Annotated in this window: 2 protein-coding genes; both read left to right on the top strand. The window is 67.3% G+C overall.

All coding sequences use genetic code 11. The features are described from left to right. Positions 1 to 532, top strand: a 532-nt coding sequence (locus tag U1700_RS14970) for a hypothetical protein (RefSeq protein WP_332753474.1), incomplete at its 5' end; no start/stop codon positions are given. Next, the coding region (locus tag U1700_RS14965; protein WP_332753473.1) for an ROK family protein at positions 529 to 1,189 on the top strand (661 nt) is incomplete at its 3' end. The genes U1700_RS14970 and U1700_RS14965, both read left to right, overlap by 4 nt.

The following is a 1,189-nucleotide window of genomic DNA, read 5'->3' as shown; positions in this document are numbered from 1 at the left end:
CAGCATGATTGGCATCGTCGCGCTGGCCGCTCTCGCGAAGGCAGTGCTGCACCTGCCCCTCGGCCGGGCGGATGGACAGGATGGGACGGCGGTCCTGACATGGTTGGTCCTGGGGCGAACCGCATCGGCCCTTCTGCCGATGCGCATCGGATCGCTTCATCAAGGCGTGGCGGTCCTGGCGCTCGCCTATGCGGCAAGCGGCGCCGTCGCGATCAGCTATGGCTGGAGCGTCGGACCGGCCATGCTCGTGCTGCTGGGATTGGCGATGGGCGTGACCAATCTCATCGGATGGGCGATCCTGCCGCTGCTGGCGGCGGGCCCTCGCGGTTATGGGGTGTATGCCATGGCGTCGAAGGTCGCGCTGGGGTTGGCGGGGCTCGCCCTGGGGGGGAGCCTGGGGCGTATGCCGACCTTCACGGCGCAGGGATATTTCGCCTTCACACTGGCCGTCGCCATTGCGTGCGCCTTCGCTGCCGGACTGCTGATACCGCGCTTGACAGGAACGCCGCGACACAGTCTTTCCCGGCAATGACCGTGATCACCGCCGGGACATTTCCGCCCCAGTTCCTGCGGGACGACGGGCGGCGTACCGCGACGGCGAACGAACGCCTTGTGATGAACCTGCTCTCGCGCCAGGGTTCGGCGAGCCGTGCCGACCTGGCCCGCCTGACAGGCTTGGCGCCGCATTCGATCACCCGCCTGGTCGAGCCGCTCATCGCGCGCGGCCTGCTATACGAGGCGATTCCGATCGCGGCCGGCGTCGGCAAGCCAGCGACCAAGCTGGCGCTGAATGGCGCATCGGCCTTCGCCATCGGCCTGTCCGTGATGACTGATGCCGTCTCGCTGGTGCTGCTCGATCTCGCCGGCAACGTCCAGGCGACGCGCTGCGAAAAGCTGGCGGACATCGAGATTTCCGGCGCGTGCCGCCAGATTCGGACCATGATCGACGGAGTCGTCGTCGCGGCAAAGCGCGACCGATCCACGCTGGTCGGTATCGGGATCGGCGTCACCGGCTATTTCATCGGCGATGGTGCCCGATTGAATCCGCCGCGGCTGCTCGACCCTTGGGCGCTTGTGCCGCTCGACACCATCCTGGCCGATGCACTGGGCGAGAAGGTGTGGATCGACAATGACGGCAATGTCGCTGCGATCGGCGAGGCGATGCTGGGCCATGGTCGCACCATGCGCG

Origin of the sequence: Sphingomonas sp. RB1R13, assembly GCF_036663775.1 — a bacterium.
Lineage (GTDB): Bacteria > Pseudomonadota > Alphaproteobacteria > Sphingomonadales > Sphingomonadaceae > Sphingomicrobium.
Note: the sequence above shows the minus strand (reverse complement) of the source record. Positions and strands in the feature narration are given on the sequence as shown.